The organism is Flavobacterium johnsoniae UW101 (assembly GCF_000016645.1).
In the GTDB taxonomy this organism is placed as follows: Bacteria; Bacteroidota; Bacteroidia; order Flavobacteriales; family Flavobacteriaceae; genus Flavobacterium; species Flavobacterium johnsoniae.
The window spans coordinates 4,767,039-4,792,837 of record NC_009441.1 but is presented as its reverse complement, the minus strand read 5'-3'; the positions used below and the strand labels follow the sequence as shown (position 1 = coordinate 4,792,837).

Below are 25,799 nucleotides of genomic sequence, written 5' to 3'. Positions count from 1 at the left end.
CTATGCGCCTATATTTAGTATATATAAAACCTTTTCTTTATCTGACAGATCTCCCAGTATGATTCTTTTGGGTTCTGGATAAACTTTGATTAATGTTGGGATTGCCACAATTTGATGAATTACGGCTTGTTCCTTATCACGGCTTATATCTATTATTTCTAATTCATAATTATTGTTTAGATAAGTGTCGCATATTTTGCGTAAATTCTCGATTGCATGTCCTGATTTAACAGACATACCTGAAACAAAAAGCATGAATTTGTGTTTGGTTGTACTTGTGCCATCAGATGAATCTTCCATAATTAGGTGTTTATAGGTTTAATATTAAGACCTACAAGAACTCTTTCTTCATTAGAAAGGTCACCAATGATTTTACGTATTGGCTCAGGAAATTTTCTCACCAAAGTTGGTACAGCCAAAATTTGATCGCCTTCTGCCAATTGCGGATTCTTCAGCAAATCGATAATCTCGATGCTGTATTTTCCTTTTAAATGTTCTTCGGCGTACTTTTTTATGTTTTCAAGCGCCTTGATCGATTTTGGCGTTTGGCCTGCTATATAGAGCAATAATTGCCATTCGGCTACTTCTTTTTTCATTTTAATTTTCTTTTTTCTTAGAAGACAGTTTTTCCTGCAATTCTTCTGTTGCTTTAAGGATACTCAGTTCTTCTTCTGCCGATTCAAATTCGGTTCTCAACGCTTCAATATTGGCTTCAAGAACTTTGCGTTTGCGTTCAATCTCTCTGTCTTTTCGGCTGATTTCATTTTGCAGCTTAATATCAGAAATGGTTTTCTTAAACTGATGTGATTTTCTGGCTGCTCCGGTTAGGATTCCCTGTGGACCTAATTCTACATCCAATAATTCAATTCCTTTATTAGTGATCACAAATTCTCTGACCTGGTTAGAATGTCCCATTCCTCTGGCTTTGATAATAAAAATGCCGCGGTTTCTTTCGCCAACGCCTTCCATATCACGAACGGTAATCCAGGTATCGACTAGTGACGATACAGATTCTTCGGCCAAATCTGGTCTGAAATTGTCCGTTTGTTTGTTTAAAGACGTAAACATCGCCGTAATATTATTGGCTTTTAGCATATCAATCAACCTTACGAGCATAGAACGAACTTCGTGTTCGCTTCCTACCGAAATAAGGTTACTAATAGGATCAATAATAATAGTGGTTGGTGCAAATTCTTTTATCATTTTGCGAAGGGTAAGCAAATGCAGTTCAAGACCGTTTAACGACGGACGTGAAGAGTGTATTTGCAAAATGCCTTTTTTGATGTGTTTATCGAGATCAATACCAATTGATTTCATGTTGCGAACCAATTGATGCGGTGATTCTTCGAAAGCGAAATAAATCGTTTTTTCGTTCTTTTCGCATTGTTCGTTGGCAAAATAGCAGGCAACGGTAGTTTTTGCTGTTCCGGCAGTTCCAGATATTAAAATGTTGCTTCCGCGATAGAATCCGCCGCTGTTAAACATTTCGTTTAATCCGGGAACTCCTGTAGAAATAATATCAGATGAAACTTCGTTATCGAGTTTTAATGATGTAATAGGAAGTACCGAAATACCTTCTTCATCAATTAAAAACGGATATTCGTTTGTTCCGTGTGTAGAACCTCTGTATTTTACAATGCGGAGTCTTCTGGTCGAAACCTGCTCTATAACACGATGATCGAGAACAATAACACAGTCAGAAACGTATTCTTCTAATCCCTGACGGGTTAAGGTTGCTTCGCCGCGTTCGCCTGTAATAACCGCTGTAACGCCTTTTGTTTTAAGCCAATGAAATAATCTTCGTAATTCGGCTCTCAGTATTGCCTGATTGTCAAGACCTGCAAATAAAGATTCGATGGTATCCAGAACAACACGGGTTGCTTTTATAGAATCGATCGCATGACCTAATCGTATAAATAAGCCGTCAAGATCGTATTCTCCCGCTTCTTCAATTTCTGATCTTTCTACGCGAACATGATCTACTACAAGCTTTTTATCTTTTTTAAGCTGCTCAAGGTCAAAACCAAGAGATTTTACATTTAAAGTAAGATCATCTGAAGGTTCTTCAAAGGACATGAAAACTCCGTTTTCATTATGATCTGTAATTCCTTTAATAAGGAACTGCATTGACATTAGTGTTTTTCCACAGCCGGCACCACCGCAGATTAAAGTAGGGCGCCCTTTTGGGAAACCACCTTCTGTAATCTCGTCTAGTCCGTCAACGCCCGTAGGAGTCTTTGGGAATATAAAATGATGTGATTTTGTTTTTTCCTGCACGATAATAAAATTCAGTATTATCTCAAATATACGTTTTCTTACAGTATTTACAATGAATTCTGACTAAGATTTAACAGCTGTTTAATGAAGTTTTAAAAGTAAATTAAGAAAAAACGACTAAAAATATCAATATATCGGAGAATTTTAACCAAATAATTGCAAAATTGTTCTAAATATTTAACACTAATTTTTCTGTTTTGCCTGAAATTGATTTTTGACAATATTTAAATGTTAAAATCGACTTTCCAGTATACTCAATGATACCGTTAAAAAAGCAATAGCTTTTGCAATTTAACTTTGTCCCGTTAATTTAAAACATATAAAAATGGACAATTTAAAAGATAAAACAGCCGTAATAACAGGTGGAAACAGCGGTATAGGATATTCTACAGCAAAACTGTTAAAAGAAGAGGGAGCGCAAGTTATTATTACCGGAAGAAGAAAAGAAGCAATCGAAAAAGCAGCACTGGAATTAGGCGTTACGGCAATAACAGCAGATCAATCGAGTATTTCTGATATTGAAAGTCTGGCTTTAAAAGTTAAACAGGATTTTGGTAAAGTAGATATTCTTTTCATCAATGCTGGAATTGCCGGATTAGGTAATATCGAACAAGCATCAGAAGAACAATTCGATAGTATTATGAATGTGAATTTTAAAGGTGCTTATTTCACATTAAGCCGATTTATTCCGATTTTAAATGATGGTGCTTCGGTTGTTTTTCTTTCTTCAAATACTGCCAGTATGCCAGGACCGGAATCTTCGGTTTATTCTGCAAGTAAGACTGCTTTGAATTCAGTTATGAAATCAGCTGCTTTAGAATTAGCGCCTAGAAAAATCAGAGTGAATTCTGTTAGTCCGGGACCAACTCAAACGGAGGTTATGAAGAAAGTAGGTTTAGACGAAGCCACTGTAAATGGTATTATGGATATGGTGGTAGAAAAAGTGCCGTTAAAACAAATGGGTAAAGCCGAAGACGTTGCCAAAATGGTTTCTTATGTAAGCAGTGATGCAGCAAAATTCATTACCGGAGCAGATTTTATTATGGACGGCGGAATGGTGTTAGCTTAATGGTGAATTGTGAATTATTAATTGTGAATTATTAATTGTGAATTGAGATTTAACCGCAAAGCGCGCTAAGGTTTACGCAAAGGTCGCAAAGTTATTACACAGATAGCTTTGCGATCTTTGCGCTTTTATAAAGCCTTACAAGCCAAAAAAAAACTTTGCTCCCGATAGCTATCGGGATTGCGGTTAAGTTATTCTCATTTCAAACTCATAACTCATAATTCATAATTCATAATTCAAAACTCCTAACTTCAAGACTGTCCATTTCAGCCTAAAGTTCGTCCGTTTGGACTGTTTTCTCATTTCGTAAGAAGGGTTACCGTTCTACTTTTGAAACAGAAATTAACAACAACAAAATAATTTAAATCAAAAGTTATGGAAACTAAAAAACAAAAAACATGGGTAATAATCGCCATTATCATTTTAGGAATAATCGCTTTTTTAATCCCGAATCAAATCGCAGCACAAACCGGAATAAAACGCACTGATTTACAAAAACACAATTTAAGCATTCCGGGAAGAGAAACCGTTCAGGCCAAAATTGATTTTGACGTACATACCGCTTTCGGAAAACATTCACATCCGGGAGAAGAAATCATTTACGTATTAGAAGGTTCACTTGAATATGAAGTGGAAGGCCAGGCGCCCATAACCTTAAAAGCAGGAGAAGTACTTTTTATTCCGGCTGGAGTAATTCACTCAGCTAAAAATAATACGAACTTAAAAGCATCAGAACTGGCAACATATATAGTAGAAAAAGGAAAACCGGTTTTGGTTATGAAAAAGTAGTTTTAGGTTTCAGGTTTCAAGTTGAAATGCGAATAGGTTTAACCGCAATCCCGATAGCTATCGGGAGCAAAGTTTTTTTTCTCTCGCAGATTCTGCAGATTTAGCAGATTATTTTTGCTGAATTCATTGCAAATAATTTTAATCCGATCTGCCCAATCTGCAGAATCTGCGTGAAAAAATCATTTTAATCCTCATAATCTGTGGCTAAAAAAACATTGCAGTTAGAGTATTACGGTTAAAATATGAGGATTTGAAAACTCATAATTCAAAACTCATAACCAAACAACTGTCCATTTCACCTTTTACTTTGTCCACTTCGACTTTTTTCTCCTTTTAAAACGAGGATTGCCAAGATACCTTTGATGAAGAAATTAGCTGATAATCAACTAATAAAAAAAATAATTATGAAAACGATAGCAAAAATCAAAAACAGTATTACAAACGCAGTTCTTTTAATCGCCTTTCTTTTAGTAAACGCATCTGCAATTGCACAAACAGAAAAACAAGATGGTTCACTAGGAACTTTAAAACAAATCAATGCCGGATTATTAAATGTAGGATATACCGAAGCCGGCCCATCTAACGGAACTCCGGTAATCTTACTTCACGGCTGGCCTTATGACATTCACAGCTACAATGAAGTAGTGCCAATTTTAGTTTCAAAAGGTTATCATGTATTTACACCTTATTTAAGAGGTTCAGGAACAACAACCTTCCTTTCTAAAGATACTTTCAGAAACGGACAGCAGGCAGCATTAGCAACGGATATTATTGCTTTTATGGATGCTTTAAAAATCGACAAAGCCGTAGTTGGAGGATTCGATTGGGGAGCTAGAACAGCAGTTGTTATGGCAGCACTTTGGCCGGAACGCATAAAAGGTTTGGTTTCGGTAAGTGGATATTTAGTAGTGAATTTAGAAGCTAATTTAAAACCATTGCCTCCAAAAGCAGAACTTGGATGGTGGTACCAATATTATTTTGCAACCGAAAGAGGTAAACTAGGCTACAGCCAAAATACTTACGAATTCAACAAACAAATCTGGCAGATTGCTTCTCCATTATGGAATTTTGACAAAGCGACTTACGACCAAACAGCACAGTCATTTAACAATTCGGATCACGTAGCAATCGTAATTCACAATTACAGATGGAGACAATCTCTGGAAGCAGGAGAATCTAAATATGATGCTTTAGAAAAACGTCTTGCAGCAAGACCAGAAATTAAAGTACCAACCATTACAATAGGAAGTGATTTTGACGGTGCTTTCGCAGATGGAAAAGCCTATGCTAATAAATTCACAGGAAAATATGCTCACAGAATCCTAAAAGGAATAGGACACAATGTGCCACAAGAAGATCCAAAATCTTTTGCACAAGCAATTATTGAAGTAGATGGGATGAAATAAATATCAATTCAATGTCAATGACAATTTCAAAAATCAATTAAAATAATCTAAAATCAACAATCTAAAATCTAAAATCTAAAATTATTATGAGCACAAAAGTATTATACACAGGAAAAACACATACAACAGGTGGTAGAGAAGGGGCTTCTCAAAGTTCAGACGAACAATTGAATATCAAATTAAGTGCACCGGGATTGTCACGTCCGGGAACAAATCCGGAACAGTTATTTGCAGCAGGATGGTCGGCTTGTTTTATTGGAGCCTTAGGAATTGCGGCTTCTAAATTAGGCGTAAGACTTCCAGCAGAAACTGCAGTAGATGCAGAAGTAGATTTATGTGTAACAGATGGAGAATATTCGCTGCAGGCTCGTTTAAACATCAGCCTTCCGGGAATTGACCTTGAAACTGCCGAAACTTTAGCTTCTCAGGCACATCATACTTGTCCGTACTCAAAAGCGACAAGAGGAAATATAAACGTTGAGATTAATATTCTTTAAAGAGTTATAAGTTATGAATTATGAGTTATGATTTTTTTGAAACTTAAATTTTACTCATAATTCATAGCTTATAATTCATAATTTCAAAAATCATGAAAAAGATAAAAATAATAAGTGCTTTTGCAATGCTGTTTTTCTTAACAGGAAATACGATTTTCAGCCAAAGCAATCAGGATAAAAAGGGTTTTGCCCTTTTAGAATTATACACTTCTGAAGGCTGTTCGAGCTGTCCTCCGGCAGACGAATTATTAGGGAAAATTCAAAATGAATTAAAAGATAAAAATGTTTACGTACTTTCTTATCACGTTGACTATTGGGATAAACAAGGCTGGAAAGACATTTTCAGCAATGCAGATTTCACTAAAAGACAATACGATTATGCAAAATACATGGAGAAAGATCCAATCTATACACCGCAGGTAATTATTAATGGAAAAATAGATTATGTTGGTTCTCAGGAAACCAGTCTGCGAAACGGAATTAAATCGGCACTTTCTAAACCAGTTTCTACAAATTTAAGTTTAGAAGCCAGTCAAAATGCGAATTCACTTTCTGTAAACTATAATGTCGAAAGCACTTCAAAAAACAGTCGTTTATTAATTGCGATTGTTCAAAAAGAAGCCAAAAGCAATGTAAAAAGAGGAGAGAACGCACACAGGGTTTTATCACATTATCAAATTGTTCGCAATCTGCAGTTTGTAGATTTAAACAAAGCCAAAAAAGGAACAGCATTGGTTCATCTTCCTAAAAATTATAATACACAGGATTTTGAGATTATCGGATTTGTTCAGGATATGAATTCAGGGGCAATTTTAGAAGTAAAACGAGCTTAAATTTTTTAAACACATAGAGACATAGCTTTTCTTTGTCTATAAAAGGCATTTCATTTGTTTAAATACACATAGCCTATGCATGGAAATCTAGATTTTCTTTTAGTTCTTTATTATTAAGAAATTAATCTATGTTTCTATGTGTTTTCACCCAAATTTTGCAGATTTTTTTGATTCTATTTCCCATAAAGTTTGCGAATAAAACTTTGCGCCTCTGCGGCTTTGCGAGATTAAAAAAAATACTTCGTAGAAATGGCAATACTCTGGGCTGACTTTTTAAATCTGCGTGAAAAGTTTTTTCAAAATAAACCTATCTTTGATTAACAGAATAACAAAACCACTATCATTATGGAAAAAGCAAAACGTTTTCAGGTTTCGCTCAAAGTTATTTGGGGAAGTTCTATTGCGCTGGCAGTTATGGCTTCGATACCTAAATTATTTGATGCCGATTCTACACCTGGAGACCTTATTATAAATTCTTCGATTACACTGCTGTTTTCTCTTTTTATATGGTATTACAACATTTACAGCTTACCTAAATTCTCATCACAGCGCACGAACAAAAGTCTGTTTAACTGGAAACTTTTGCTTAGTGTTGTACTGGGAATTTTGCTGATGGTGATTCTCGTAATCGCACATCAGGAACTTTTTCAGGTTTCAAAAATGGATGCGCCTATTATGTTTGAACTCCGCGGGGTTTTAATCAATTTAATTGTCTATATGTTCCTGCATTTGCTTTTTCAAAATTATCAAACCCAGCAAATGGGAGTAGAACTGGAGCGTACCAAAGCTGTACATCTTGGAGCGCAGTATGAACTTTTGAAACAGCAGGTCAATCCGCATTTTTTGTTTAACAGTCTAAATACTTTAAAATCGATGGTTGATATGCAGGATCCTCAGAGTTCTGATTTTATCCTGAAATTATCTGATTTTTATCGATTTACCCTAGAAAGCCGAAAAATGGATTTGATTCCGTTAAAAGAAGAATTGCAGATTCTGGATTCTTATGTATATCTGCTCAAAGCCCGTTTTGAAGATGGATTTGAAGTTATAAAAGAAATTGATGCCCAGCAGTACGATTGTGCAATTCCGCCTTTTTCACTACAGTTATTGATCGAAAATTGTATCAAACACAATATCGTTTCGCTTGATAAACCTTTGAAAATTAAATTATATACCGAAAATGATTTTCTGGTAATCGAAAACCCAATCCAGCTGAAACGAGGCACTTTGTCAACAGGCGTTGGACTGAACAATATCAATCAGCGATTCCTTCATTTGGTGAACAAAGAAATTGAAATTGACAAAACCGAAACCCATTTTAAAGTTAAAATACCACTAATTTATGACTATCATAATAATTGAAGATGAAGTAAAAACGGACAAAGCGCTTGGTCAGCTTATTTTGAGTATCAGACCCGATGCTCAGATTTTGTCGTATATTCAAAGTATAGACGGTGCTGTGAGTTATCTTTTAGAAAACGATCAGCCCGATTTAATTTTTATGGATATTCAGCTGGCGGATGGTTTGAGTTTTGAAATTTTCAAAAACGTTGAGGTTTTATCGCCGGTTATTTTCTGCACCGCTTTTGATGATTATGCAATCGACGCTTTTAAATCAAACGGAATCGATTATGTATTAAAACCTTTTTCAAGAGAAAGTATTTCGCAGGCCATTAAAAAAGCAGGCGAACTGAAAAATTTCTTCCAAAGAAACAAAAAAATGATGCCCGATTTCGATTATCTCTTAACAAGAACGGGCGAAAACAAAGGTAAAAGCAGTTTTTTGGTTTTTAAAAACAATAAATACCAAACCATCCAAACAGAAAATATTGCTTTTTTCTACATCAAAAACGAAACACCAACCATCGTAACTTTTGATAAAACAGAATATCAAATTACACAATCTCTGGATGAGGTTCATAAGCTGTTATCTCCCATTCAGTTTTTCAGAATCAACAGACAATATTTGGTGAACTTTTCGGCAATTAGAGAAGCAGAACATTATTTCTCAAGAAAATTGATTCTAAAACTGACCATTCCAACAGAAGAAAAATTATTAGTTGGGAAAGAGAAAGCAACGGCGTTTTTAAGCTGGCTGGAGAATCGATAGGTAAGGATTTAACCGCAAAGCTCGCTAAGTTTTTTAAAGCAGCAATTCTATAAAAACGCAAAGGTCGCAAAGCTATATGAATAATAGCTTTACGATCTTTTTTTTGCCACAGATTATTAGGATTAAAATGATTTAAAAAAATCTGTGGAAATCAATCTAATCTGTGGCAAAAAAACTTTGCGACTTCGCGTCTTTCCGAGATTAAAAAAAAATGCTCCCGATAGCTATCGGGATTGCGTAAACCTTTGCGTACTTTGCGGTTAAATAAAAATCAAACTTTAGAAGGAGGCATTCCAAACTGTTTTTTAAACGCAAACGAAAAATGCGATAAATCTTCAAAACCTACTTCCAAATAAACTTCAGAAGGTGTTTTTCCTTTTTCTTTAATTTGATAATACGCTTCCTGTAATCTTTTCTGAATGAGCCATCGGCTTGGCGAAATATCGAAAATACGCTGAAAATCCCTTTTAAAAGTTGCAAGACTTCTGCCGGTTAAATACGCAAAACGATCTAGTTGCACGTTAAAATGGAAATTCTTTTTCATAAACGCTTCCAGATCAATTTTTCCGGGTTCGTTAAAATCAAAAAGAATATCTTTTAATTCCGGATTGCATTGCAGTAAAATCGTAATAGCTTCATTTACTTTTAAAGCCTGAAGTTCTTCGGTAATTAATTGGTCTTCGTTTATGTACGGAATCAGCGAATTCATAAAGCTTTTTAATAACGGCACTTCTTTTAACTGAAGAACCATTTCTGTTTCCGGGCTTTTAATTAAACTCGTTTTTTGATTGTATTGAATAGAATAATCCCGAAGCGCTTCCTGATTGAGATAAATCGAAATAGACTGAAAAGCTGTATTAGGATCCGGTTGTTTGATGAATTTTATGAGCTGATTTCTTCTAATGAATCTAAAATCACCAGGATTAAAAACATATTCTTTACTGCCGTTATTAAGAGTCAGTACTCCCGAAATTTGGAAACTCAAAACATGCTGTGAAGCAAACTGTTCGCCTTCTCTGTTCTGTGTGTAATAACAGGAATAAGCAATTGGCGAGTTTTTCTGATTTATTTTAGAATCGTTCATATCACAAAATTATGAAAATTAAAGTTGGAGAATATTTTAAACACATAGAAACATAGATTATATTCTAAATAAAAGATGTTTAAAAAATCTAGATTTTCACACATAGCTTTGTCTTTAAAATATTTCACGCAGATTTTAATGATTTAAGCAGATTCAGCAGATTTTTTTTTAAATTTAATCTGCATAAATCTGCCAAATCTGCGTGAAAAAATATTAAGCTATGTTTGTTCAAAACAAGTGAAACGCCTTTATAGACAAAGAAAGCTATGTTTCTATGTGTTTAAAAAATTATGCGTTATAATGATCTCATTGTTATTGCCATTGATATTGCATTTTGTAATTGTTATTTTTTACCGCTAAACCATTTAGCTTGCGCAGAATCTAGAAAACTCTCAGAATCTACGTGATCTGTAGACAAACTTACATTCATCCATTTTTCCATTTCTTCAGTTCTGTCCTGATCAGCGCTTTGCAAGATTCCAATAGCCTCACTTCCCAGCACTAGATGCACAGGCGGATTTGGGTGTGAGGCGAGATCAACCATAACTTTTGCAGCTTTTTCAGGATCACCAACCGGAACAAAATTTCCAGCTTTAAAGAAATCGGTACGTTGTTTTACAGCTTCGTAACCTTCAATATCTTCAGCGTATGTCATTGATGCGCCAGCCCAATCAGTACGGAAACCGCCTGGCTCAACACTGGTTACAAAAATTCCAAGTGGTGCAACTTCTTTGCCTAAAGCCTCTGTAAACCCTCCAAGACCAAATTTTGCTGCCTGATACATTGTTAATCCCGGATTTCCAACACGTCCGCCAACAGAGCTGATTTGTAAAATACGTCCTGATTTCTGTTTACGCATGTAAGGCAGAACGGCACGCGTAATTTCAATTGGCGCATATAAATTAGTTTCTAACTGACTGCGAACCTGTTCGCTTGTATAAGCCTCTGCTGCACCAATAATTCCGAATCCTGCATTGTTAACCAAAACGTCGATTCTTCCAAAATGCTCAACGGCTTTTTCTACTGCCTGATGTACTTCATCATAATTGGTAACATCCAATTTTAAAGGCAGAATCTGATCCTGAAATTTTTCTTTTAAATCATTTAACTGATTAATGTCTCGTGCAGTTGCTGCAACTTTGTCACCGCTTTCTAAAACTGCCTCAGTAAGATTACGACCTAATCCTCGAGAGCTTCCTGTAATAAACCATATTTTGTTCATTGTAATTGTGTTTTTAAGTTCATTACAAATTTACGTCGAAAAGGAAGGTTGTTGCTTTGTTGAAAAGCTCAATTTAATTTGTTTTAAAGCTCAGGTTTTTAAGTTACAAAGGTGCAAAGGAGCAGAGGGACAAAGGTTTTTTTAAGGATTAAAAAGATTTTTTATGCATTTAAATAATTATTAATGTGCATAAAGTAATTATTAGTTTTAATTGCCTCCAGCTTTAGCTGGAGGTTACTTAAAGTCTGTTTGAGGGGCTTTAGCCAAAATTTTGAGTTCAGGTTAAAAGTATTTTGTTTCAAGCAGATTTAAAAGATTTAAGCAGATGTGAGCAGCTATTTTTAAAAATCTGCCCAATCTGCTTAATCTGCGTGAAATAAAACTTTGTTCCCGGATAACTATCGGGATTGTGAGATTAAATAAGACATCTTAATTTTCCTCAAGAACTCTTGCCTTATAAGTTACGCTGTATAATTTTCTAAACATGATATAAGTAACACTTACCATTACAAAAGCAATAATGGCATCAACAGTTGCGGGGAAACCTAAGACAACCAGTTTTGAAAAGAAAGCAAAGATGATGTCAAAAAATACGCCCGCAAATACCCATTCTTTTAATCGTAATAATTTGTTAGGAATTAATAAGGTGATAACTCCAGAAACCTTCATAACACCCAGGATGTAAATAAAATGTGCAGGATAACCTAAAAGTTGTGTGATTTCCCAAACTAATTTGTTTGTTGTCAATTCAAAAAATCCGCTGGCACCAAACCATAAAGAAGTTAAAATAATTCCTGTCCAATAAATAATTTTTGTTGTTTTTGCATTCATGATTTTAAATTTTAAGTTGTTAAACAGGACAAAATTGCGTCAACGGCAGTCGATTTCATATTGGTATTTTGGTGAAACGGACAAATTGAAATGCGAAATAGACAATCGATAAGTTCATTTGATTTTATAACTTTACAAATGACTTTCAAATCAAAAAATCCATTTAAAATGCAGGCTAAAACACTTTTACAAGAGCATATCGCTAAAACAGCTTCGCTTACTCAAGAAGAATTTGATTATTTCTTTTCGCATTTCAAATCTTTGACTTTTAAAAAAGGACAAACGATTATCAGCGAAGGCGATAAAGTCGATTGTGAATATTTTGTGATTTCAGGGTGTTTGAAAGCTTTCTTTATAAATGATGAAATCAAAATGTACATTCTTCAGTTTGCCATGCCAACCTGGTGGACATCTGATTATAATGCACTTTATAACCAAACTCCCGCACAAATAAATGTAGATTGTATTACAGATGCCGAAGTACTGTGTTTATCCAGCGCCGATCGCGAAAAACTCTGTGCAGAATTTCATCAAATAGAACATTTCTTTCGCTGGAGAACCAATAAAGGGTATATTGCTTCTCAAAAACGCCTTCTATCATTTATGAATAATAATGTAAAAACGCGTTATGAAGAACTTTTGGCTTTATATCCGCAATTGTACAATTTAGTGCCAAAACATTTAATTGCTTCTTATTTAGGAGTTTCCAGAGAAACTTTAAGCCGGCTTCATAATTCTTAGCTTTTTTAGCCACAGATTCCACAGATTAAAATGATTTTTTTAAGCAGATTTGTTTTCACGCAGATTTTGCTGATTTGAGCAGATTGTTTTATGGATTACTATAGTAACATTGCCTGTGGTTTTAACTACGGAAATTTAGATTGAAACTATACATTGTGTCCCTGCGGTTGAAACCGCAGGCAATGGTTTAAATTAGGTGTCATAATGTTTTAATTCTACATCTATATAAAAAACCTTAGGACCTTAGCAACTTAGTATCTTAGAACCTCAAACCTAAAAAAAACGAATGTGATCTACATCACCTAACCCATTTCTATAACCGCCGTTCCTTTGTATTGTACTTTTAAATACAATAAAAATGGAAACAATAAATTTTAATATCGTAAGCTCAAACAGCAGCGTAGAATGGACTGGCAGAAAAGTTACCGGTGCTCATAATGGTACAATTGGTATCAAAAAAGGTAATTTCATCTTTAATGATGGAAAAATAAAAGGAGGAAACATTGTTATCGATACAGCCTCTATCAAAATTCTGGACGTTACAGATGCGGCAACAAATGCTCAGTTTGCAGGACATTTGGCTTCAGATGATTTTTTCTCTATCGAAAAATTCCCAACTGCTTCTTTTGATGTTTTAAGTGTAAAAGAAATATCAAACACTGTTTATTTCCTGGAAGGAAACCTGACCATAAAAGATATTACACATCTTGTGGGTTTTGAAGCTGAAATAAAAAACATCAGTAATAGTATTTCACTTTCAGGGAAATTAATTATAGATCGTACAAAATACGATATCAAATTTCGTTCAGGAAATTTCTTCAAAGATTTGGGAGACACTTTAATCTACAACGACTTTGAGCTTGATTTTAATATCACAGCCGAAGCCGTTTTTTCAGGACAATCTAAAAACTAATTATCATGCCTTACGTAAAAATCGAATTGACCCGCGAAGGAGTAACACGCGGGCAAAAACAAGAATTAATCAGCGGTATTACCAATCTGATTACAGAAGTATTAAATAAAGATCCGCATTTAACCCATGTTGTGATTCAGGAAATAGAACTGGACGATTGGGGGTATGCAGGAGAACAAGTATCAGTATTAAGAGAAAAAGGCATAACAGCCGATAAAAAATAACATCATGAAAAAACAAACTATAATCGTTACCGGAGCTGCTTCGGGAATTGGAAAAGGAATCGCTAAATATTTTTTAGACAGAGGCGATAATGTAGTAATCAATTCGTTAACAGAAAGTGCATTAGAAAAAACGTTCAATGAATTTGGTGCAGGCGATAATCTGGCAAAATTTGCCGGAGATGTAAGCGATAAAAAAACAGGAGAACAACTGGTTAAAATTGCTTTAGAAAAATTTGGTTCTGTAGATGTATTAATCAATAATGCCGGAATTTTTGCCAGTAAACCATTTTTAGAAGTAGACGAAGCGTATTTAGATACCTTTCTAAAAACCAATTTAAAAGGAACTTATTTCACAACTCAATCTGTTATTCCGCAAATGCTTAAACAGCAGGGAGGCGTAGTAATTAATATCGGAACGCCATTGGTAAATCATGGTTTAGGCGGATGGCCCGCTTCGGCACCTATTTCAAGTAAAGGAGCAATTCATGCCTTGACGATTCAGTTAGCGGCCGAATTTGGAAAACAAAATATTCGTGTCAATACCGTTGCTCCGGGTGTAATTCGTACGCCAATGCATGGTGACAATGCTGATCAGAGTGCCGGACTGCATTTATTAAACAGAGTAGGAGAGACCGATGATGTTTCTGAAATTGTTTACACTGTTGCCAAAAGTAATTTTATTACCGGAGCCATTATTAATGTTGACGGCGGAAAAGGTGCAGGACACAATTTAAATTAAATGAAAACGATTTTATTAACTGCTTTTATGCTCTGGAATTTTCAGGGCATAAAAGCTCAAAATACAATTAAAATGGAAAATCAAATAGAAATTCAGGCTATTACAGATGCCATAGAAAATTATTATTTTAAAGGCATTTATGAAGGTGATGAAATACTTTTAGGAAGTGTTTTTCAACCCGGAACATTCCTGTTTGGGGATGTAAAAGGACAGCCTTATTTTAAAACAGTCGATTTGTATCTGGATGGTGTTAAAAACCGACAAAGTCCAAAGGATTCCGGTAAACCGTTTAAAGGAGAAATTCTGCATATAAGCGTTGTAAATTCTATTGCTGTGGCCGAATTAAATGTTAAAATGTATGACTTTAATTATCGGGATTTTTTATCTTTCCATAAGATTAACGGCCGATGGCTGATTGTTAACAAAATGCTGACTGATACCAGCAGATAATTTAAATCTTGAAGCAATGTGGTACAATACAAAAGCTAAAGAACTCTTAGGAATTGATTATCCAATTTTACAAGGACCTTTTGGAGGCAATTTATCAAGTGTAGAATTAACCGCTGCAGTTTCTAATGCAGGCGGATTAGGCGGTTATGGAGTTTATACAATGAGTCCGCAGGAAATTTTCGACATTGATAAACAGTTAAAAGCAGCCACAAATAAACCCTATAATATCAATCTTTGGGTTTCAGACCATGATATTCCCGAAGGCGGTTTAACCGATGAACAGTTTGAGAAAACAAAAGCCGTTTTTAAACCGTATTATGATGAAGCTGGAATCGCACTTCCGGAAAAACCAGCTCCATTTCAATCTAGATTTGAAAATCAGCTGCAGGTAATTTTAGACGTTAAGCCAAAAGTTTTCAGTTTTATGTTTGGCGTTCCCTCAGATGATGTTTTAGAACAATGCCGAAAATCAGGAATTGTAACAGTTGGAGCTGCAACAACTCTCGATGAAGCTGTTTTTTTGGACAGCAAAGGCGTTGATATGATTATTGCTTCTGGTTTTGAAGCAGGCGGACATCGTCCTTCTTTTTTAGATAAATCTGAAGTTTCTTTAACCGGAACTTTTGTTCTATTGCAGTTAATGCGCGAAAAAATAAAAACACCCATAATTGTAGCCGGCGGCATTGCTGATGGAAAAGGAATTGCAGCAGCTTTAACATTAGGAGCAAGTGCTGCGCAAATAGGAACCGCTTTTTTAGCTACAGACGAATCTAATGCACTGCCAATTCATAGAGAAATGCTGTTTTCTGATGCTGCAAAATACACCACACTTTCACGCGCTTACACAGGAAGACTCGGACGCGGGATTACAAGCCGGCTTGCTAAAGATATAATGGGAAAAGAATCAGATATTCTGCCTTTTCCATTACAGACTACTTTTATTGCTCCACTGCGAAAAGCAGCGCTTGATAAACAAAAATGGGATATGATATTATTTTGGGGCGGTCAGATTTCTCCAATTTTAAAACATACTAAAGCTTCTGTTTTGATGAATGCTTTGATTGAAGAAACTACAGCTTATTTTGATGGATTAAAATCATAATACTAAATAGAAACTCATTTCATAACCGAAATGAGTTTTTTTTATGTCATATAAAAACAAACTAATCAATTATATTGCAATTGATGTATGAATTTCCATTATAAATTGATTGCGTCTCTTAAAATTATAATTTCATGTAATTAGTTTAAATACAGTGATTTATATTTTGTTGAATAACACTTTTTCAATAAAAATGAAAAAAACTTAATTTATACTTGACTAATTCTGTAGAATTAATATATATTTGTATCACAGAAAATTTATATAATGATACTTATCCAGAAAGACTGAGGGAATAGGCCCAATGAAGTCTTAGCAACCTGTTGCCGAATAAGGTGCTAAATCCTTCCGCTATAAGCGGGCAGATAAGAAAGATTTCCTCAAAATCTGAATAAGTTCATCGATTAAAATTTATTAAAATGAAAACAGAATCAATTTTATACGCCGGTTATGAGCTTTTGAATATAATTTTAGAAGAAAATAGTCTGGCCGTTTTTCGAATGTAAAAACACGAATTCTCTCTTAAACCTTCTTTTTAAAATACAATCTGCTGATGGTTTTTTCATCGGCCTGAACCCCCTTTGTCTAATCTAAAAACTAAAAATAAAATGAAAAAAATACTATTAGGTTTTGCTTTGTTTCTTGGAGCTGTTCAAACTCAGGCACAGGAAAGTAATTTACAATTAAAAGGAACTGTTGTCGATACCGTTGCACAATATGTTTACTTACAGAAGTTTCACAATAAAATGTTTACCACAATAGATTCAGTAAAAGTAAAAGACGGAAATTTTAGTTTTAAAACAAAAGTAAAAACGCCTGAATTATACGGATTAAGTGTAAACACAGAAAGTTCGCCTTTGTATATTTTCCTTGAAAAAGAACCAATTACAGTAAAGCTGAGTCCGAAGAAATATTATACAGCTTCTGTCGTTGAGGGTTCAGCTTCTCAGGATTTGTTCGAAACCTATAAAAAGAGCAAAGATGCAGAAATCAGCAAATTTATAACTGAACATCCAAAATCTATTGTTTCTGCTTATGTCTTGTATAGAAATTGGTCATACAGATTAACACCTGAGCAGATTACACAAAATATTGCCCTGCTGGATAAAAGTCTTCAAAATACCACTTACGTGAAAGAATTAAAAGAACTGGCTGTTGTTTTAGACGGATTAGCAGTAGGTAAAAAAGCCCCGGATTTTACAGCCAATGATCCTAACGGAAAGCCAGTTCGTCTTTATGATAATCTAAAAGGTTACACTTTAGTCGATTTTTGGGCTTCATGGTGCGGTCCATGCCGAAGAGAAAATCCGAATATCGTAGCCGCTTACAAAGAATTTCATGACAAAGGATTCAATATTGTGGGAATTTCATTGGATAAAAAGAAAGAAAACTGGATTAAAGGAATTCAGGACGATAATTTAACCTGGACACATGTTTCTGATTTACTTTTCTGGAACAGTGCCGTTGCAAAATTATACGGTGTAGGAGCTATTCCGGGAAACTATTTAGTAGATTCAAAAGGAATAATCGTTGCAAAAAATCTTCATGGAGAAGAATTACAATCTACACTAAAATCACTTTTAGAAAGTAAAATTTGATAAAGAAATACGCAATCTTGTCATTCCGAGGAACGAGGAATCACACTAGAGAATCCATATAGAAAGTCGTCAATCTTTGTCGAGTTACATGTGTGATTTCTCCTCCGTCGAAATGACAAAAAGAAGAATAAAACACATGCAAATACAATTTAGTTAATTAAAATGATAAAGGAAATGAATGCTATTGAGCCAACAACAAAACCAACAGAGTCTGAATGTTACTTTTCTAAGTTTAGAGAAAATACAGTAGGAATTGATCATACTTTCGAATCGGTTTACGGAGAGCAAAATCTGATATATGCTGACTGGGTTGCCAGTGGAAGGCTGTATATCCCGATCGAAGATATAATGCTCAATAAAATCGGCCCAATGATTGCCAATACGCATTCACTTTCAAGTCAAACAGGAAAAACGTCCACGTATGCGTATCAGTATGCAAGAGATATTATTAAAAAATCGGTTAACGCTAATGAATCAGATGTTTTGATAACAACCGGAAGCGGTATGACAGCAGCTTTATCGAAACTGCAGCGTATTATGGCTCTGAGAACAAAATCAGATCAGGATAGACCTGTCGTTTTTATCACACACATGGAACATCACTCCAATCAGGTTTCGTGGTATGAAACCAATGCCGAAGTTGTGATTTTACCGCCTGATGAAAATAATTTAGTTGATCCGAAGGTACTTTCTCAGGAAATCAAAAAATATGCAGACAGAAGCTTAAAAATAGGTTCATTTACGGCCTGTTCGAATGTTACGGGAATTATTACGCCTTATCATGAATTAGCCAAAATTATGCACCAAAACGGGGGACTTTGTTTTGTAGATTTTGCAGCTTCGGCACCGTATGTCAAAATCGATATGCATCCAAAAGATCCAGAACAGCAATTGGATGCAATTTTCTTTTCGCCTCATAAATTTTTGGGCGGACCCGGAACCTGCGGTATTTTAGTTTTTAATGAAAAATTATACCAATCTGATTTTCCAGATAATCCGGGCGGGGGAAATGTAAAATGGACCAATCCGTTAGGAAAATATTGTTACAGCGATGTAATAGAAGTGAGGGAAGATGGCGGGACTCCGGGGTTTCTGCAGGTTATTAGAACTGCTTTGTCTTTAGAATTAAAAGAACAAATGGGAGTTGAGAAAATCAAAAAGAGAGAAAAAGAACTGCTTGACCTTTGTTTTTCGAGACTTCAAAAAATACAAGGATTATCCATTTTAGGCGATTTAACCACAGAAAGAATTGGCTGTGTTTCTTTTGTAATCGAAGATATTCATTACAATTTAATTGTTAGGCTTTTAAATGACCGTTTTGGAATTCAGGTTCGCGGCGGCTGGTCTTGTGCAAGTACTTATGCGCATTATTTGTTTAACATCAACGAAAAAAGATCGGCTGAAATTACAAATGAATTGTTACAGCGAAATCAATCCAATAAACCGGGCTGGGTGCGTTTATCACTGCATCCGATTATGACAAATGAAGCGCTTTTTTATATCTGCGATGCAATCGAGAAAATAGCTTCGAATTATAAAAAATGGAAGAAGGATTATGAATATAATCCGGTTTCAAATGAATTTGAAAACCCTGAAATAAAAGAAAATATAGCAGAAGAAGTAAATGAATGGTTTAAGTTAGTTTAAGTATAGTTAATTAAGTTTTAAACCCGACAGGTTTTTAAAACCTGTCGGGTTTATAATGAGTAATATTCCGTAGGAATATCTCGCTGGTAGAAAAATGGTATCGTTTTGTGTTATGTTCTGTAAGGACATTTGTTTGATTGAATTTGATATTTACGTCATTCATCAAACGTTCCTATGGAACGTGTAACCAAAATTCAATTTTTGTTCTACCGACCAAACATTTCCAACGGAATGTTTTTTAGAATTATTTAAGTGATTCGATAATCTTTTCCCGGTGTGCCAATCCCCAGTTAACTAAGGTTTCTGTAACCGGAAGCACTGATTTTCCATATTCGGTAATGGCATAAATTACGGTTGCGGGTTTGGTATCTTGTTCGGTTCTTGTAATAAGCAGATTAGTTTCAAGTTCTTTAAGTTCCTTGCTGAGCATTTTAGCCGAAATACCGTCAATTTCACGCTGCATTTTTTTAAAATGAATAACCTGATGAGTTCGGTTAGTTAAAAATCTTAGAATCATCAATTTCCATTTTCCGCCTAAAACGTCAAGGCTGTCACGCATTGCCATAAGTTCTTCAGAACAATTCGCTTCTCGAAGTACACCGTTATCATTAATTTTTGCCATACTAGTTTCTCTTTGGTAACCGGTTACCTTGGGTTAACCCATAACAAAAATAAAGTATTACGGCGATACTTTTGTAAACTAAAACGATAAAAATGAAAGCAGTTATATTACAGGAAAACCGAGAATTTAAGCTCGAAACAGTGGCAATTCCACAGCCAGAACGTAATCAGATTCAGGTAAAGATTACAGCTTCAGGATTTAACCCAATTGATTATCAAATGACTGAAAATAAATCTGAAAGAAAACTGATTCATTCACCAATTCTGGGACGTGAATTTTCAGGAATAATTACAGCAATTGGTACAGAAATAACAGAATTTAAAATTGGAGATGCCGTTTTCTGCGGTTCAGGCAGTATGGGATCTAATGGAACTTATGCCGAATATATTTGTGTTCCAGAGGAAATCGCAGTTAAAAAACCTCAAAATATTTCTTTTGAAGAAGCAGCAGGAATTCCATCGGCAGGACTTACGGCATTACAATCATTTAAAAGAATGAATGCTTCTGCAGCTGATTCGATATTTATTACGGGTGCTGCCGGCGGAGTGGGAAATATGTTTATAAAACTTCTTACAGCTAATAGTTTTAAAAAATTTTGGGTAACAGCCGGAAATGATGAAAGTATCGCTTCTTTGATAAACCTTGGAGTAAAACGAGAGCAAATCATCAATTATAAAAAAGAAAATGTATACGAAACTGCTCTTTCTTTAAACGAAAATAAAAAGTTTGATATCGTTGTGGATTTGGTTGGAAATAGTATTGCTGATATCGCTGCAAGACTTTTAAAAATAAACGGAACTTATATTGACGTCACAAATTTTTTAACGGCTGAATCCCGCAGTATTCTTTTTTCTAAAGGCGTTGCAATTTACAATATTTCTAATTATGCATACGGAATTGAGAAGCAGTATGAATATTACAAAAATGGTTTAAGTGAGTTGAGTTATTTAATAGAAAATGAAATAATTAGTCCACCCAGTATTTCTGTAATTGGTGAGCTAAATGCGGAAACTGTCAATAAAGCGCTGGCTATTTTGCGTGAGAACAAAACGTATGGAAGAAAATTAATAATGAAGATTAATAAAGAATGAAAACAATACCAAGAAGAATCGTTACGGGCATACGAAACGGAAAATCAATTATCGAACAAAATGAAATCGTGAGCAATGTATCAGAGCATTTTCCGGGATTAATTATTTCTGATATCTGGTCAACTGATAGTACACCGGCTAAATTTGAAGAAAAAAGAATTGAAAATACCGCTTTTCCCAATACACCAAAAAACGGAAGTTATTTTCGGTATGTACAAATTCCGCCCGATAAAGATTTAGGAATAGAAGCACCTCAAGGTCAGCCTCATCCGTTAATGCATCAAACTGATACTTTAGATTACATCGTCATTTTGGCAGGTGAGATTTATTTGATAGTTGATGAAGAAGAAACGCTTTTACAAGCTGGAGATATCGTAATTCAGCGTGGTACAAATCATGCCTGGAGCAATCGTTCAGATTTGCCCTGTATTCAGTTAGCTGTTTTACTGGATGCCAAAAAAAGAGTAATTAATTTCAAGGAATTGTTATAGTAATCTACTATTTTGATAGGTCAATAAAAGTTTTGTATTTTTTACATAAAAATTAAAAATATCTGTTTAAATTTGCAACCGCAATGAGAAACGAGAACCAGAATTTGAATTATTATTATAGCTGCAGTATGATGTGCTGTGCTATTGCTATGAAATTCACTGATCTGGCTTATATATAAAATAATACAATTTATTTCAAAAAGCCTTTCATGAAGATTTGAAAGGCTTTTTTGTTTTAAAACCTTGAATTTGAACAAATGATTGAATTAAAAAATGTTACCAAAATTTTTCATCAGAAAGACAGGATAGTTTCTGCTTTGGATGGTGTTTCGCTCATGGTGCCGCCAGGAAAAATCTTTGGTGTAATTGGAACTTCGGGAGCGGGGAAAAGTACTTTAATCCGTTGTGTCAATTTATTAGAGAGACCCACATCTGGAGAAATTATTGTAGATGGAAAGGCTTTAATGCAGCTTTCAAACGCTGAACTGGCGATTGAAAGAAGACAAATCGGGATGATTTTTCAGCATTTTAACCTGCTTTCTTCAAGAACTGTTTTTGAAAATGTGGCTTTTCCACTTGAATTAGTGGGAACTCCAAAAGATGAAATTAAAAGACGTGTTTTTGAATTGCTTCAACTAGTTGGTTTAGTCGAAAAAGCAAACGATTATCCAGCAAGCCTTTCGGGCGGACAAAAACAAAGAGTTGCCATTGCCAGAACTCTGGCTAATAATCCGAAGGTATTATTGTGTGATGAAGCTACAAGTGCACTTGATCCGGCTACAACACGTTCTATTTTGAATTTGCTGAAAGATATTAACCGTCGTTTAAATATCACGGTTTTATTAATTACGCACCAAATGGAAGTTGTAAAATCGATTTGTGATGAAGTTGCTGTTATCAGCCACGGAAAATTAATAGAACAGGGAAGTGTAGGTGAAATTTTTGCTGACCCTAAACATGAGCTGACAAGAGAATTTATTGCTTCGTCTCTTCATTTAGAAATACCAAGCGTTTACGAAGAAAAATTACAGAAAGAAGATAACGGAACCTTAAATCCGTTATTGAAGCTGGAAATGACCGGAAAATCGGTTAATGAACCTGTTATTTCAGAGGTTTCAAGATTGTTTGATACCAATTTTAAAATTGTGAGTGCACAAATGGATCAGGCTGGAGATGTAAATTTTGGTGTTATGCTGATTGAATTATCAGGAAAACGCGAAAACTACGACGCTGCGATTCAATATTTTATTTCAAAACACATTAAAACAGAAATTATAGGTTATGTCTGATTCACTTATTGACTTATTAGTAAAAGGAACCTGGGAAACCATTGTGATGACATTTGTGTCAGGCTTTTTTGGTTTTCTAATCGGACTTCCAACGGGAGTTTTGCTTTTCCTTACCCGAAAAAATCAAATATTGGAACAAAAGGTTTTAAACAGAATTTTGTCTGTTGTGGTAAACGTTTTCCGTTCTATTCCGTTTATTATTTTAATCGTTTGGATGATTCCGTTTACACGCGCTATCGTGGGAACTTCGATTGGTGTAAGTGCCGCTTTGGTTCCGTTGAGCATTGGCGCGGCACCATTTATTGCCCGTTTGGTTGAGAACAGTTTATTGGGACTTCCGTCAGGATTAATTGAAGCGGCAAGAGCTTTAGGTGCAACACCTTTCCAGATTGTATATAAAGTATTACTTCCAGAAGCATTGCCTTCATTAATAAATGCAGCATCGATTACTTTAATTACCCTTGTAGGTTATTCTGCAATGGGCGGAGCAGTAGGCGCAGGAGGTTTAGGACAAGTAGGATATCAGTATGGCTATATTGGTTATGATGCCTTAACAATGAATTCGGTTTTGGCTTTGCTGGTGCTATTAGTATTTCTTATCCAATTTGCGGGAGATGCTTTGTCAAAGCGATTTGACCACAGATAATCTCAATTATAATTAACAATTTACAATAAAAATATATGAAACGTACTATTTTAAAAACGGCTGGAGTTTTGGCTTTGGCACTTGTTTTATCAAACTGCGGAAAGAGCAAAAATAATGATCCTCATTTTATAAAAGTGGGAGTTGCTGCCGGACCAGAATTAAAAGTAGCAGAAGCTGCTAAAAAAGTTGCTAAAGAAAAATTTGGACTAGAAGTAGAATTGGTTTCCTTTAACGATTATGTAGTTCCAAATGAAGCTTTAAGCCAGGGAGATATTGATGCTAATGCATTTCAGCATAAACCTTATTTAGATGAGCAGTCTAAACAGCGTGGTTATAAACTTGCCATTATTGGTAATACATTTGTTTATCCAATTGCCGGATATTCTAAAAAAATCAAAAGTCTTTCTGAACTGAAAAATGAAAGCACGATTATTATTCCAAATGACCCAACAAACGGAGGACGTTCGTTGTTGCTTTTACAGAAAAATGGTTTATTGAAACTGAAAGACGGCGTAGGTTTACTACCTAAAGTAACTGATATAGTAAGTAATCCTAAAAACTTAAAAATATTAGAGTTAGAAGCGCCTCAATTACCTCGCGCTTTAGACGACGCTAATGTTTCTATTGCGATTATCAATAATACTTTTGCTTCTCAGGCGGGATTGGTTCCGTCACGTGATGCTTTGTTTATTGAAGATAAAGAATCGCCTTATGTAAACTTAGTAGTAAGCCGTGAAGACAATAAAAACGAAGAAAAAGTAAAACAGTTTTTACAGGCTTTCCAATCTCCTGAAGTAGAAAAAGCAGCCGAGCATGAATTTAAAGGCGGTGCTGTAAAAGGGTGGTAATAGATTAGAAAAATAAAAGACCTTCAAAAGGTCTTTTATTTTTTATATAAGTTTGATTTATTTTCTTAATCAAATCTATTCTATATAGTTTACAGTAGCACTTCTGTTTGAAATTGCATATGCAAGATCTGGTTCAGGTACTCCTGAATTAATTGTCTGTTGAATTACATTTGCAGTAATAATAACTCCAGTTTTCATAAGACGAAATACATTATTATTTACAGAAGCGCTAGATCCAATTGAAGTTGTACAAGATCTAATATCAATTGTTTGTAATCCAGTTGTATTCTCGAAAATATCATTTGATAATATACTTAAATTAGTAATTTTTGAAAAATCAATATTTTTAACTCCACATTGATAAAATGCCCTGTAACTATTTGTTATTAAAGTTTCTAGATTTGGAGTATTGAGTGTTTCAAGCAGTGGAGTATTAGAAAATGATGTTAATAAATTTCCAATAACTGCATTTGGCAGGTTTAATGTTTTTAATTTTACGCAATTTAGAACAAAATTTTGCGGAATAAAATTCAAAGCTGTAAGATTGATATTCTCTAAATTGATGCAATTGAAAAACATATTGTGCCCATTACTGCCGTTTGCTATCAATGTTAGATTAGGCGCATTAAACGTGACTAAGGATGACATTCCACTGAACATAGTTGTAGAAGCGTTTAAATTACATAGACTCACATTTGGGAAATGTAAATCTGTAATAAGTGTACAATTTTGGAAACACATATTGCCTAATGTAGTTACAGTTTTAAAGCTATTATTTAAATTAATAAGCTTCCTGCAATTAGTAAAACTTTCTGAGCTGACCTCTAGAAGGGAATTGAAATATATTGTTTCCAAGTTTACACATTCACAAAAAGATCTATAACCTAACTTGATCATTCCAGGAAGTCTGACCCAATTTAAATTTGATGCTAAATAAAAAGCATTTCCAAAAGGACAATCAGTGATTAATCCAAGTGTATCATTAAAATAGGTGATATCTGTATTTCCATAAAATGCACTTCCAGCTAATACGTAATTTCCTCCAGTCACATTAAATTGAATATCATTTCCAACAACACTAAAAGATTTGATTCTATTAACTGATATACCAAGTTTAGAAGCAATTAAAGCAGAAGTGTTTAAAGTGTTACCAACTCCTCCAATAAAAGTATTAGGTTTATATTTATTTTGACCAAAAATGGTGTTTTGAAGTAAGTTTCCCATATAGTTGTTTTTATATTTTTAAAATTATATTTAACAAAAATTGATTATAATATTATCAT

At 34.6% G+C, this 25,799-nt stretch carries 28 protein-coding genes and 1 riboswitch; of the genes, 20 read left to right on the top strand and 8 right to left on the bottom strand.

All coding sequences use genetic code 11. The annotated features are described in order from the left end of the window. From FJOH_RS20745 to kaiC, 3 genes are read right to left on the bottom strand one after another with little or no spacing between them, the layout of a single operon-like run. On the bottom strand, positions 1-300 hold the full coding sequence (locus FJOH_RS20745) for a circadian clock KaiB family protein (protein WP_012025986.1): 300 nt from the start codon (positions 298-300) through the stop codon (positions 1-3). Positions 301-302: 2 nt separating this feature from the next. Then, positions 303-596 carry a circadian clock KaiB family protein gene (locus tag FJOH_RS20740; protein WP_012025985.1) on the bottom strand — a complete coding sequence of 98 codons (294 nt, stop codon included), beginning with the start codon at positions 594-596 and terminating at the stop codon, positions 303-305. A 1-nt stretch (position 597) separates the two neighbouring features. Further along, positions 598-2,277 carry a circadian clock protein KaiC gene (gene kaiC / locus FJOH_RS20735; protein ID WP_012025984.1) on the bottom strand — a complete coding sequence of 560 codons (1,680 nt, stop codon included), beginning with the start codon at positions 2,275-2,277 and terminating at the stop codon, positions 598-600. Between the two features lie 325 nt (positions 2,278-2,602). On the opposite strand from kaiC, the gene FJOH_RS20730 reads away from it, so the two are divergent. The 7 genes from FJOH_RS20730 (at position 2,603) to FJOH_RS20700 (ending at position 8,978) form a co-directional block, all read left to right on the top strand. Further along, positions 2,603-3,346 (top strand): SDR family oxidoreductase, encoded by a 744-nt coding sequence (locus tag FJOH_RS20730; protein ID WP_012025983.1) that lies wholly within the window; start codon positions 2,603-2,605, stop codon positions 3,344-3,346. Between the two features lie 372 nt (positions 3,347-3,718). Then, entirely contained in the window at positions 3,719-4,132 is a 414-nt protein-coding gene (locus tag FJOH_RS20725) for a cupin domain-containing protein (protein WP_012025982.1), read from the top strand. A gap of 404 nt (positions 4,133-4,536) precedes the next feature. Further along, on the top strand, positions 4,537-5,538 hold the full coding sequence (locus FJOH_RS20720; protein WP_044048469.1) for an alpha/beta fold hydrolase: 1,002 nt from the start codon (positions 4,537-4,539) through the stop codon (positions 5,536-5,538). A gap of 86 nt (positions 5,539-5,624) precedes the next feature. After that, a complete protein-coding gene (locus FJOH_RS20715; RefSeq protein WP_012025980.1) occupies positions 5,625-6,035 on the top strand; it encodes an organic hydroperoxide resistance protein in 411 nt (136 codons plus the stop codon). Positions 6,036-6,127: 92 nt separating this feature from the next. Next, positions 6,128-6,868: a DUF1223 domain-containing protein gene (locus tag FJOH_RS20710; protein WP_012025979.1), complete on the top strand. Its 741-nt coding sequence runs from the start codon at positions 6,128-6,130 to the stop codon at positions 6,866-6,868. Between the two features lie 345 nt (positions 6,869-7,213). Further along, on the top strand, positions 7,214-8,230 hold the full coding sequence (locus FJOH_RS20705) for a sensor histidine kinase (RefSeq protein WP_012025978.1): 1,017 nt from the start codon (positions 7,214-7,216) through the stop codon (positions 8,228-8,230). Continuing rightward, on the top strand, positions 8,211-8,978 hold the full coding sequence (locus FJOH_RS20700; RefSeq protein WP_012025977.1) for a LytR/AlgR family response regulator transcription factor: 768 nt from the start codon (positions 8,211-8,213) through the stop codon (positions 8,976-8,978). The genes FJOH_RS20705 and FJOH_RS20700 overlap by 20 nt, the downstream gene beginning before the upstream one ends. Before the next feature lie 271 nt (positions 8,979-9,249). On the opposite strand, the gene FJOH_RS20695 is transcribed toward FJOH_RS20700, so the two are convergent. The 3 genes from FJOH_RS20695 to FJOH_RS20685 all read right to left on the bottom strand — a co-directional run bounded on the left by FJOH_RS20695 (position 9,250) and on the right by FJOH_RS20685 (position 12,115). Then, a complete protein-coding gene (locus FJOH_RS20695; RefSeq protein WP_012025976.1) occupies positions 9,250-10,062 on the bottom strand; it encodes a helix-turn-helix domain-containing protein in 813 nt (270 codons plus the stop codon). 343 nt (positions 10,063-10,405) lie between these two features. Then, positions 10,406-11,284 (bottom strand): oxidoreductase, encoded by an 879-nt coding sequence (locus FJOH_RS20690; protein ID WP_012025975.1) that lies wholly within the window; start codon positions 11,282-11,284, stop codon positions 10,406-10,408. A gap of 429 nt (positions 11,285-11,713) precedes the next feature. Next, a complete protein-coding gene (locus FJOH_RS20685) occupies positions 11,714-12,115 on the bottom strand; it encodes a DoxX family protein (RefSeq protein WP_012025974.1) in 402 nt (133 codons plus the stop codon). 138 nt (positions 12,116-12,253) lie between these two features. Here FJOH_RS20685 and FJOH_RS20680 point away from each other — a divergent pair, with 138 nt between their 5' ends. From FJOH_RS20680 to FJOH_RS20645, 8 genes are all read left to right on the top strand, one after another. After that, positions 12,254-12,856 (top strand): Crp/Fnr family transcriptional regulator, encoded by a 603-nt coding sequence (locus FJOH_RS20680; protein WP_235023065.1) that lies wholly within the window; start codon positions 12,254-12,256, stop codon positions 12,854-12,856. 358 nt (positions 12,857-13,214) lie between these two features. Continuing rightward, complete coding sequence (locus FJOH_RS20675; RefSeq protein WP_012025972.1) at positions 13,215-13,769, top strand: YceI family protein; 555 nt, start codon at positions 13,215-13,217, stop codon at positions 13,767-13,769. Positions 13,770-13,774: 5 nt separating this feature from the next. After that, entirely contained in the window at positions 13,775-13,993 is a 219-nt protein-coding gene (locus tag FJOH_RS20670; protein ID WP_012025971.1) for a tautomerase family protein, read from the top strand. Between the two features lie 4 nt (positions 13,994-13,997). Next, the gene (locus FJOH_RS20665) at positions 13,998-14,732 is read left to right on the top strand and encodes an SDR family NAD(P)-dependent oxidoreductase (protein WP_012025970.1); all 735 of its coding nucleotides are present in this window, start codon (positions 13,998-14,000) and stop codon (positions 14,730-14,732) included. Then, positions 14,733-15,182: a nuclear transport factor 2 family protein gene (locus FJOH_RS20660; RefSeq protein ID WP_012025969.1), complete on the top strand. Its 450-nt coding sequence runs from the start codon at positions 14,733-14,735 to the stop codon at positions 15,180-15,182. 16 nt (positions 15,183-15,198) lie between these two features. Then, positions 15,199-16,284 (top strand): NAD(P)H-dependent flavin oxidoreductase, encoded by a 1,086-nt coding sequence (locus tag FJOH_RS20655; protein ID WP_012025968.1) that lies wholly within the window; start codon positions 15,199-15,201, stop codon positions 16,282-16,284. 271 nt (positions 16,285-16,555) lie between these two features. Further along, positions 16,556-16,656: riboswitch (SAM riboswitch) on the top strand. 236 nt (positions 16,657-16,892) lie between these two features. Further along, positions 16,893-17,882, top strand: a complete 990-nt coding sequence (locus tag FJOH_RS20650) for a TlpA disulfide reductase family protein (protein ID WP_012025967.1) — start codon at positions 16,893-16,895, stop codon at positions 17,880-17,882. Positions 17,883-18,056: 174 nt separating this feature from the next. Further along, complete coding sequence (locus tag FJOH_RS20645; RefSeq protein ID WP_123875724.1) at positions 18,057-19,529, top strand: aminotransferase class V-fold PLP-dependent enzyme; 1,473 nt, start codon at positions 18,057-18,059, stop codon at positions 19,527-19,529. A gap of 244 nt (positions 19,530-19,773) precedes the next feature. Here the strand turns inward: FJOH_RS20645 and FJOH_RS20640 are convergent, their stop codons facing one another. Then, complete coding sequence (locus FJOH_RS20640; RefSeq protein WP_012025965.1) at positions 19,774-20,151, bottom strand: winged helix-turn-helix transcriptional regulator; 378 nt, start codon at positions 20,149-20,151, stop codon at positions 19,774-19,776. A 92-nt stretch (positions 20,152-20,243) separates the two neighbouring features. On the opposite strand from FJOH_RS20640, the gene FJOH_RS20635 reads away from it, so the two are divergent. From FJOH_RS20635 to metQ, 5 genes are all read left to right on the top strand, one after another. Continuing rightward, entirely contained in the window at positions 20,244-21,242 is a 999-nt protein-coding gene (locus FJOH_RS20635; protein WP_012025964.1) for an NADP-dependent oxidoreductase, read from the top strand. After that, on the top strand, positions 21,239-21,733 hold the full coding sequence (locus FJOH_RS20630; protein ID WP_012025963.1) for a cupin domain-containing protein: 495 nt from the start codon (positions 21,239-21,241) through the stop codon (positions 21,731-21,733). The genes FJOH_RS20635 and FJOH_RS20630 overlap by 4 nt, the downstream gene beginning before the upstream one ends. 257 nt (positions 21,734-21,990) lie before the next feature. Then, positions 21,991-23,022: a methionine ABC transporter ATP-binding protein MetN gene (gene metN, locus FJOH_RS20625; protein WP_012025962.1), complete on the top strand. Its 1,032-nt coding sequence runs from the start codon at positions 21,991-21,993 to the stop codon at positions 23,020-23,022. Next, positions 23,015-23,668 (top strand): methionine ABC transporter permease MetI, encoded by a 654-nt coding sequence (locus FJOH_RS20620; protein ID WP_012025961.1) that lies wholly within the window; start codon positions 23,015-23,017, stop codon positions 23,666-23,668. The genes metN and FJOH_RS20620 overlap by 8 nt, the downstream gene beginning before the upstream one ends. Before the next feature lie 35 nt (positions 23,669-23,703). Next, entirely contained in the window at positions 23,704-24,516 is an 813-nt protein-coding gene (gene metQ / locus FJOH_RS20615; protein WP_012025960.1) for a methionine ABC transporter substrate-binding lipoprotein MetQ, read from the top strand. Positions 24,517-24,591: 75 nt separating this feature from the next. On the opposite strand, the gene FJOH_RS20610 is transcribed toward metQ, so the two are convergent. After that, positions 24,592-25,740 (bottom strand): leucine-rich repeat protein, encoded by a 1,149-nt coding sequence (locus FJOH_RS20610; RefSeq protein ID WP_012025959.1) that lies wholly within the window; start codon positions 25,738-25,740, stop codon positions 24,592-24,594. Between the last annotated feature and the right edge of the window lie 59 nt (positions 25,741-25,799).

Bases quoted from the DNA above. Each gene is read 5' to 3' on its own strand.
- metN (WP_012025962.1), top strand. From the start codon at position 21,991: ATGATTGAATTAAAAAATGTTACCAAAATTTTTCATCAGAAAGACAGG.
- FJOH_RS20705 (WP_012025978.1), top strand. From the start codon at position 7,214: ATGGAAAAAGCAAAACGTTTTCAGGTTTCGCTCAAAGTTATTTGGGGA.
- FJOH_RS20695 (WP_012025976.1), bottom strand. From the start codon at position 10,062: ATGAACGATTCTAAAATAAATCAGAAAAACTCGCCAATTGCTTATTCC.
- FJOH_RS20650 (WP_012025967.1), top strand. From the start codon at position 16,893: ATGAAAAAAATACTATTAGGTTTTGCTTTGTTTCTTGGAGCTGTTCAA.
- FJOH_RS20665 (WP_012025970.1), top strand. From the start codon at position 13,998: ATGAAAAAACAAACTATAATCGTTACCGGAGCTGCTTCGGGAATTGGA.
- FJOH_RS20730 (WP_012025983.1), top strand. From the start codon at position 2,603: ATGGACAATTTAAAAGATAAAACAGCCGTAATAACAGGTGGAAACAGC.
- FJOH_RS20700 (WP_012025977.1), top strand. From the start codon at position 8,211: ATGACTATCATAATAATTGAAGATGAAGTAAAAACGGACAAAGCGCTT.
- FJOH_RS20655 (WP_012025968.1), top strand. From the start codon at position 15,199: ATGTGGTACAATACAAAAGCTAAAGAACTCTTAGGAATTGATTATCCA.
- FJOH_RS20740 (WP_012025985.1), bottom strand. From the start codon at position 596: ATGAAAAAAGAAGTAGCCGAATGGCAATTATTGCTCTATATAGCAGGC.
- FJOH_RS20725 (WP_012025982.1), top strand. From the start codon at position 3,719: ATGGAAACTAAAAAACAAAAAACATGGGTAATAATCGCCATTATCATT.
- FJOH_RS20660 (WP_012025969.1), top strand. From the start codon at position 14,733: ATGAAAACGATTTTATTAACTGCTTTTATGCTCTGGAATTTTCAGGGC.
- FJOH_RS20635 (WP_012025964.1), top strand. From the start codon at position 20,244: ATGAAAGCAGTTATATTACAGGAAAACCGAGAATTTAAGCTCGAAACA.
- FJOH_RS20715 (WP_012025980.1), top strand. From the start codon at position 5,625: ATGAGCACAAAAGTATTATACACAGGAAAAACACATACAACAGGTGGT.
- FJOH_RS20670 (WP_012025971.1), top strand. From the start codon at position 13,775: ATGCCTTACGTAAAAATCGAATTGACCCGCGAAGGAGTAACACGCGGG.
- metQ (WP_012025960.1), top strand. From the start codon at position 23,704: ATGAAACGTACTATTTTAAAAACGGCTGGAGTTTTGGCTTTGGCACTT.
- FJOH_RS20675 (WP_012025972.1), top strand. From the start codon at position 13,215: ATGGAAACAATAAATTTTAATATCGTAAGCTCAAACAGCAGCGTAGAA.
- FJOH_RS20685 (WP_012025974.1), bottom strand. From the start codon at position 12,115: ATGAATGCAAAAACAACAAAAATTATTTATTGGACAGGAATTATTTTA.
- FJOH_RS20690 (WP_012025975.1), bottom strand. From the start codon at position 11,284: ATGAACAAAATATGGTTTATTACAGGAAGCTCTCGAGGATTAGGTCGT.
- FJOH_RS20645 (WP_123875724.1), top strand. From the start codon at position 18,057: ATGAATGCTATTGAGCCAACAACAAAACCAACAGAGTCTGAATGTTAC.
- FJOH_RS20745 (WP_012025986.1), bottom strand. From the start codon at position 300: ATGGAAGATTCATCTGATGGCACAAGTACAACCAAACACAAATTCATG.
- FJOH_RS20680 (WP_235023065.1), top strand. From the start codon at position 12,254: ATGACTTTCAAATCAAAAAATCCATTTAAAATGCAGGCTAAAACACTT.
- FJOH_RS20630 (WP_012025963.1), top strand. From the start codon at position 21,239: ATGAAAACAATACCAAGAAGAATCGTTACGGGCATACGAAACGGAAAA.
- FJOH_RS20610 (WP_012025959.1), bottom strand. From the start codon at position 25,740: ATGGGAAACTTACTTCAAAACACCATTTTTGGTCAAAATAAATATAAA.
- FJOH_RS20620 (WP_012025961.1), top strand. From the start codon at position 23,015: ATGTCTGATTCACTTATTGACTTATTAGTAAAAGGAACCTGGGAAACC.
- FJOH_RS20720 (WP_044048469.1), top strand. From the start codon at position 4,537: ATGAAAACGATAGCAAAAATCAAAAACAGTATTACAAACGCAGTTCTT.
- FJOH_RS20640 (WP_012025965.1), bottom strand. From the start codon at position 20,151: ATGGCAAAAATTAATGATAACGGTGTACTTCGAGAAGCGAATTGTTCT.
- FJOH_RS20710 (WP_012025979.1), top strand. From the start codon at position 6,128: ATGAAAAAGATAAAAATAATAAGTGCTTTTGCAATGCTGTTTTTCTTA.